5 protein-coding genes are annotated in these 6645 nt (G+C 67.5%); all 5 read right to left on the bottom strand.

The annotated features are described in order from the left end of the window. Positions 1–137: 137 nt before the first annotated feature. The 5 genes from FJY88_10690 to preA are packed head-to-tail and all read right to left on the bottom strand — an operon-like array spanning position 138 to position 6603. A complete protein-coding gene (locus FJY88_10690; GenBank protein MBM3287799.1) occupies positions 138–1340 on the bottom strand; it encodes a YgeY family selenium metabolism-linked hydrolase in 1203 nt (400 codons plus the stop codon). Beyond that, the gene (gene thrC, locus FJY88_10685) at positions 1337–2623 is read right to left on the bottom strand and encodes a threonine synthase (GenBank protein ID MBM3287798.1); all 1287 of its coding nucleotides are present in this window, start codon (positions 2621–2623) and stop codon (positions 1337–1339) included. Before thrC ends, FJY88_10690 begins: the two co-directional genes overlap by 4 nt. Before the next feature lie 49 nt (positions 2624–2672). Further along, positions 2673–3485: a hypothetical protein gene (locus FJY88_10680; GenBank protein MBM3287797.1), complete on the bottom strand. Its 813-nt coding sequence runs from the start codon at positions 3483–3485 to the stop codon at positions 2673–2675. A 17-nt stretch (positions 3486–3502) separates the two neighbouring features. After that, the gene (locus FJY88_10675; GenBank protein ID MBM3287796.1) at positions 3503–5041 is read right to left on the bottom strand and encodes an amidohydrolase family protein; all 1539 of its coding nucleotides are present in this window, start codon (positions 5039–5041) and stop codon (positions 3503–3505) included. Next, the gene (gene preA / locus FJY88_10670) at positions 4909–6603 is read right to left on the bottom strand and encodes an NAD-dependent dihydropyrimidine dehydrogenase subunit PreA (protein MBM3287795.1); all 1695 of its coding nucleotides are present in this window, start codon (positions 6601–6603) and stop codon (positions 4909–4911) included. Before preA ends, FJY88_10675 begins: the two co-directional genes overlap by 133 nt. Between the last annotated feature and the right edge of the window lie 42 nt (positions 6604–6645).

The raw sequence follows: 6645 nt of genomic DNA, 5'->3' as shown, positions 1-6645 counted from the left end.
CGCGCGGAAAGCGTGGGACTGGCGCAGGGGGAGTCGGATGGCGGGATGGGCCGCGCGCCCTTCGAGCCACTCCTCGTAGTCCTGGTGGAGGCCGCCCTCGTCATCGTCGATGAACCAGAGTTCCCGCCGATAGCTCTTCATGGCCGATCGCCCGCACAAAGGAGCGCGAACTGCGCATAGAAGGCGATGGCCGCCCCGATGTCGGCGGCGGGACACTGGTCGGTCGGCGCATGCGCGTGGACCTCGCTGGCGGGACCGAAGCCGATCGTCGGCACGCGATGCAGCCCCATCGTCGCGACCCCATTGGTCGAGAAGATCCATCGCCCCGCGTCTCCCTCCTCGCCCAGGGCGAGTCGCCTCGCCTTGAGGGCGAGTTCGACATGGAGAGAATCCGCGGGCAGCGCCCAGGCGGGGAAGTACTGCCGCATGGGATAGACAAGCCCTGTGTGCGACGGGCGGGTGAACTGCGGAATCTCGACCTCGATCGCTCCTCCCTGCCTCATCCCGGCGACGATCTCCTCGATCTCCGAGATCGCGACCTGCTCCGTCTCGCCCAGGGTGAGCCGTCGATCCAGATGGATCGAGCAGGAGTCGGCGACCGCGCACAAGGATGGGGCCGTCGAGCGGATCTCGCTCACCGTCACGCTCCCCTTGCCCAGGAAGGGATCGGACGCGAGTCGAGCGTTCAGCCGCTCGACGCCGCCGAGGATCGGCGCCATTCGATGGATCGCGTTGACCCCGCGCTCCGGGGCGGATCCGTGGCACGAGATGCCCCGCGTGGTGATCTCGATCTCCATCCTTCCCCGGTGACCCCGGTAGACATGCAAGTTGGTCGGCTCGGTGAGGACGACGACCTCGGGCTCGATCTCCTTCTCTGTCAGGATGTAGTTCCAGCAGAGGCCGTCGCAGTCCTCTTCCAGAACCGATCCCACGATCCAGACGGTCAGGTCGCCGCCGAGTCCGATCTCCTTCAGAATCCGCCCGGCATAGACGAGGGCCGCCATCCCGCCCTTCTGGTCGGAGGCTCCCCTCCCGTAGACAATCCCGTCCCGCAAGACGCCCTCGAAGGGATCGACCGTCCAGAGGCCGGGATCGCCGACGCCGACGGTATCGACATGGGCATCGAAGGCGATGGCGCGCCTCCCTCTTCCTATCCTCCCCAGGACGTTCCCAAACGGATCGATCAGGACCTCATCGAACCCGCCCTCCCGCATCCTCTGAGCGATCGCCTCGACGACCCGGGCCTCGTCTCCCGACGGGGATGGTATGCGGATCAGATCTCTGAGGAACTCCACCGCCTCGCCCTGCGCCCGGGATGCAAGCTCTCTCACGTCTTTCATGGCAACCTCGCCGTCCCGAGTTCGCGGGCCCTCGCCTCCAGCGCCGCCTCGACGGCGCCCACCTCCGGCGCGATCGGCAACGGCTCATTCCACGCGGAGGCCCTGCACGCCGCCTCGATGTCCTTCAGTCCGTGCCCCGTCAGGAGGATCGTCACCTCCTCCGCCGGCGAGATGGCCCCTTCCTCGAGCCCGCGCCTCAGTCCCTCGAGTGCGGCGGCCGCGGCCGGCTCCACAAAGATCCCGCACCTCGCGGCGAGCAGCGAGAGCGCGCGAAGGATCTCATCGTCGCTCACCGTCAGGAACGCGCCGTTCGTCTCACGAACCGCCCGCAGCGCCTTCATCTGGTCCCTTGGCATCGAGACCGCCAGGGAATCGGCCACGGTTCTCGCCTCGACAGGGTCGCAACGGTCCTTCCCCGCCTGCCAGGCGCGGGCGAGCGCGGCCGAACCGTCGGCCTGGATCCCGATCAGTCTCGGGAGCCCTTGGACGAGACCCGCTTCGCGCAAATCCCGGAATCCCTTGTGAACGCCTCCGAGGATGCATCCGTCCCCGACGGGAACGACGACGACATCGGGGATCCTGAAGCCGAGCTGTTCCCAGATCTCGAGAGCGATCGTCTTCTTCCCCTCCCCGAGATACGGATTGACGGCCGTGCTTCGATTGTAATAGCCGTGGCGCCGGCTGACCTCGGCGCAAAGCTCGAAGGCCTGATCATAGTTCCCATCGACGGCGAGACAGGTCGCGCCGTGCGCCCGTATCTGCGCGAGCTTCGCCGCCGGAGCCGCGGCCGGAACGAAGATCAGGCAGGGCAGAGCCTCTCGCGCCGCAAAGAGCGCCAAGGATGAGGCCGCATTGCCTGTGGAGGCGGCCGCGATCCCTTTCGCTCCGACTTCGCGCGCGTTCGCGATGCCAACCGCCGTCGCGCGGTCCTTCGCGGAACCGCTCGGATGTCTCGTGTCGTCTTTGAGCCACAGCGCCCTGGGAACGGGGAAGTCGAGATCGCCGTCGAAGAGATAGAGCGGCGTCAGCCCGACCGGAACGCGCGGCACCGCAAGGGGATCCCGGATCGGCAGGAGTTCGTGGTAACGCCAGATCGTCGCGTCCTGGCGCGCGCGGAGAGCCGCGGGGACGAGCGCCGCGGCGAGATCCCTATAATTGTAGGTCAGATCCAGCGTTCCCAGGAGGGGGCCGCAGGACGGGCACGTGTGGCGCCCCGTTTCGATCGCGTAGTCGCGCCCGCAGCCGACGCAGCGAAGCCCCTGCACGAAGGAGAAGCCGCTCACGCCATCCCTCCTCTCGGGCGAGGGCCCCCGCGCGCGGACACAGCGCGTCCTACTCCCGGACGCACCATCGAACCACCGCCCGCATCAGATCCCAGTCGGACCCCCTATCCTCGAGGACATCGAGTTCTCCCACGCCGTCTCGATCGCTGTCCTCCTCGATCTCCGGATGCGCCCCGATGATGAACACCCGACCGGCTCCGAAGTCGAAGGCGAGCGCGGCGGCCGCGCCTCCGATGGTGTAACGGCCGATCGCCGCGACCGCGTTCTCGTCCTCCGGAAACAGCGCGGGCCCCCAGTAGTAAAGCACCCAGGCAGAGTCGGGAATCGCGGCGGTGATTGGATGCGATTCCCCCGCCAGATCGATCCGGCACATCGTCGAGTCCGGGTAGGGAGCGATCTCGTCGATCGGCCCGCGCGCATATCCACGGTAGAGGCCGAGCGGGGCCATCGGTAGCTGCTGTCCCCTCCAGAAGACTCTCTCGCCGGCGAAGTAGGCGCCGCCGCAGATCCCCACATAGGCGCCCCCCTGCGCGACGAAGTCTCGGATCCTCTCCTTTCCGGACGATGTGATGCTCTGCGAGTACCGGTACATGTCCCCGCCGGGAACACAGAAGAGATCGTACCCCGCCAGCCCTCCGCTGTTGATCGTCGCCGCGTCGACCTTCGTCACGGCGAGACCCATCCACTCGAACATCTTGCTGGCGGCCGTGATCGAGGAAGGCCAGCAGCCATGATCGGCGTAGAGCGCCACCTTCCTGCCGACCGGGGCGATAACATCCCGTTCATCGCCGGCGCAGCCCGCGAAGAGGATGAAGGTCAGAGCCACGGCCATGAGCGCCGCGCGCGCGACCGGCCGCCGCATGATCCCTTGGACTCGCGCTAGAGTCTCTCCCACAACTGCCTCGCGCCTTTCTCGCAACCCCGGATCACCTCGTCCTCATCCACGCCCACGACCCGCCCATGGCGCAGGACGCATCGACCGGCGATCCAGACGCTCGAGGCCCGCGCATCGACGAGGCCGAAGAGGAGGTGGCCGTAGAGATTGGTCCGATCGAGCGGCGTCGGCGGGAGATAGTCCCAGAGGACGAGATCCGCCGGACCCCCCTCGACGATCTTGCCTACCCCTTCCCCGAAGACGCCGGCCGCCAGCGCCGCGTTTTCTCCATGGAGCAGCGACGGGACCTCGAGATACCCGGCTCTCGGGTCGCTCCTGATGTGACTCTGCAGCAGGTGGGCGGTCAGGCACTCCCTCGTGATGTTCGCCGTGAATCCGTCGCTCCCGAGCGCGAGACGGACTCCTGCCTCCCGCATGTCCGAAAGACGAACCGCGCCGACCGCATTGTTCATGTTGGACTCGGGACAATGAACAAGCCATGTCCCGCTTCCCGCGAGGATCTCCCTCTCCCTTTCCTCCAGATGCACCCCATGGACGCAGAGCGATCGCGGTCCGAGGATCTCCCACTGTTTCAATCTCTCGACGACCGACTGCCGATGCCGCTCCCTCGTGAGCGCCTGGTCGATACCATCCTCGGCCAGATGAATGTGAAAACCAAGAACCCCTTCCCCGACAGTGCCGGCGAGAGACTCCCGGCAGAGCTTCAGCGCGCGATCCGAGAGTGTGAAGGACGCGTGCAGCCCGAAGTGGGCGGCGCGCAGAGGAGCGGATTGCGCGAGCAGATCGCGCGCGAAGGAGAGGTTCTCCTCGATCCCATCGCGCGCCGCGTCGGAGCCCTCGCGGTCCGACACCTCGAAGCAGAGGGCCGCTCGAAGGCCGATTTCGTCCAGCGCGCCGGAGATCGTGGCCAGCGAGCCGCGGATCGACCTCTGAGAGGAGTGATGATCGAAGATCGTCGTCACGCCGGACCGCAGCGACTCGATGCCGTGCAGCAGGGCGCTCAGTCTGATCTCTTCGGGGCCCAGCGCGCGGTCGAGCCGCCACCAGAGCCGCTCGAGGATCTCACGGAAGTTGCCGGGTGCGGGGTCCTTGAGGTGGATCCCCCTCGCGAGGGCGGAGTAGATGTGGGTGTGCGCGTTCACGAGGCCGGGCGTGACGAGGCGTCCGGATGCGTGGACGACGCTGTCTCCATCGCGGGGAAGGCATCCTCCCTCGCCCCGACGACCGCCTCCATCGCCGGGAAGGCGAGGTCCATCGCCCGGACGGCCGCTTCCATCGACCGAGCGAGATGGGATGACGCGGGCCACCCGCTCGCCGTCGATGACGACCGTGGCCCCCGCGAGGACTTCCTCTCCCGTGAAGACGAGCCCCCCCTCGACGAGCGTGCGATTCACGCGGCGCCTCCCCGCCTTCTGGGCCCCTTGGGCCGCGCGGGCCGCGACAGCCGTTCGGTTCGCGACGGCCGCGCCACGTCCAGGACGATGCAGCCCTCGACGGGCGCGACATTCACGCAGAGGCCGCATCCCGTGCACAGATCGACATCGACCCTCGGCAGGCGCTCCTCGCTCCAGCGGATCGCCATGTGCCCTCCGTCTCTGCACGCCACATAGCAGAGTCCGCACCGGATGCACTTCTCCTCGACGACGACGCTCCGGACCCTTCGCCGCGGCAGGTCGTCGTGCGACGCGATGCGCGGAAGTGACTTCCCGACGATCCCCTCCGGGCAGGGAATCCCCTTATCCGAGAGATAGAGGGACATCCCGCTCCTCAGGTCATCGATGATCCTGAAGCCTCTGTGCATCACGGCGGTGCAGAACTGGACGACCCCGGCCCCGAGGAGCATGAACTCGGCGGCGTCCCGCCAATCGGCCGCCCCGCCGGTGCCCAGAACCGGCATCGGCACATTCCGCGCGATCTCGGCGATCGTGCGCAGAGTGATCGGCTTGATCGCGGGGCCCGTGAATCCCGAGTAGGCCGTCTTGTCTCCGAGAGCGGGCCGCGGGACGAATGTCTCCAGATCGACGCCCATCAGGGCGGGGACCGAGTTGGACGCCGTGATCGCATCGACTCCCGCGCGTTCCAGGGCCTTGGCGATCTCGACGATGTCGGTCACCTGCGGAGTGATCTTGATGGCGACCGGCACCCTGCGCGCCGCCGCCTTGACCCACGAGGCGACCCGCTCGGTCGCATCGGCAGACTGCGCGAGCATCCGGCCCGGCTCCTCGCCCATGCTCCCTTGCGGACAGGAGAATGAGCATTCGATCATGTCGGCGCCGGCGTCCTCGAGCCGCCGCACCAGTCCCTGCCAGTCCTCGCGCTTGGTCCCCATGATCGACGCGATGATGACCTTCGACGGATACCGCTTCTTGAGCGCGCGAACCCGGCGGGACACCTCGCCGACATGGTGCTCGCTGATGAGATCGATGTTCCCCATCCCCACGAGCCGCTGCGATCCATGGTCGAGAGAGGTCATCATCGGATAGGCGAGATCGACCGGCGTCCCCTCGACGGATGTCGTCTTCAGGACGGCGCCCGCCCATCCGGAGTCGAGGCCGCGGCAGACCATCTCCATCTTGTCGGTGCATGGAGAGGCGGCAAGGAGGAAGGGGTTCTCGAACTCGATCCCACAGAAGCGCGTCCTCAGGTTCTCGTAGGAGTAGCAAGCCTCGTGATCGAGCCGATCCTCCGCGCTCTCGCTCCCGTGGTCGAGCGCGCTCGTCCTCCGGCGGCTCGCCCCTCCCGCGACCCGAGCGTTCCCGCGATCTCTCTTGGTTCGATCGGCTTTCCTACTCATCGCCTCGGCCCTTCCGCTCAAGGGACGCGGCGATAGCCCGCGCCGTCCTCTTGGCGTCGCCCACGGCGGCGACGATCGATTGCTCCCCGCCGAGAACGTCGCCGCCCGCATAGACATTGTCCATGACCCTGTTCGCGCGCCGGTCCGCACTCGGGTATCCCTGCCGTGTCGCGGGAAGGCCTCGCCAAATGCTCCGCTCCGGCGCCGTGCCCATCGCGAGGATCGCCTGGTCGCACGGCACCGCAAGGGTCGCCCCGGGAATCGGAACCGCCGCTCTCCGTCCTGTCGCATCGATCCGCCCCAGCCTCATTCTGAGGACCTCGACTCCGGTGA

This window comes from Candidatus Eisenbacteria bacterium (assembly GCA_016867495.1).
In the GTDB taxonomy this organism is placed as follows: domain Bacteria; phylum Eisenbacteria; class RBG-16-71-46; order CAIMUX01; family VGJL01; genus VGJL01.
This window is presented reverse-complemented; position numbering and strand designations above follow the sequence as displayed.

Coding starts and splice junctions, on each gene's coding strand:
- FJY88_10690 (MBM3287799.1), bottom strand. CDS start 1,340: ATGAAAGACGTGAGAGAGCTTGCATCCCGGGCGCAGGGCGAGGCGGTG.
- FJY88_10680 (MBM3287797.1), bottom strand. CDS start 3,485: ATGCGGCGGCCGGTCGCGCGCGCGGCGCTCATGGCCGTGGCTCTGACC.
- FJY88_10675 (MBM3287796.1), bottom strand. CDS start 5,041: ATGCGGCCTCTGCGTGAATGTCGCGCCCGTCGAGGGCTGCATCGTCCT.
- preA (MBM3287795.1), bottom strand. CDS start 6,603: ATGCGACAGGACGGAGAGCGGCGGTTCCGATTCCCGGGGCGACCCTTG.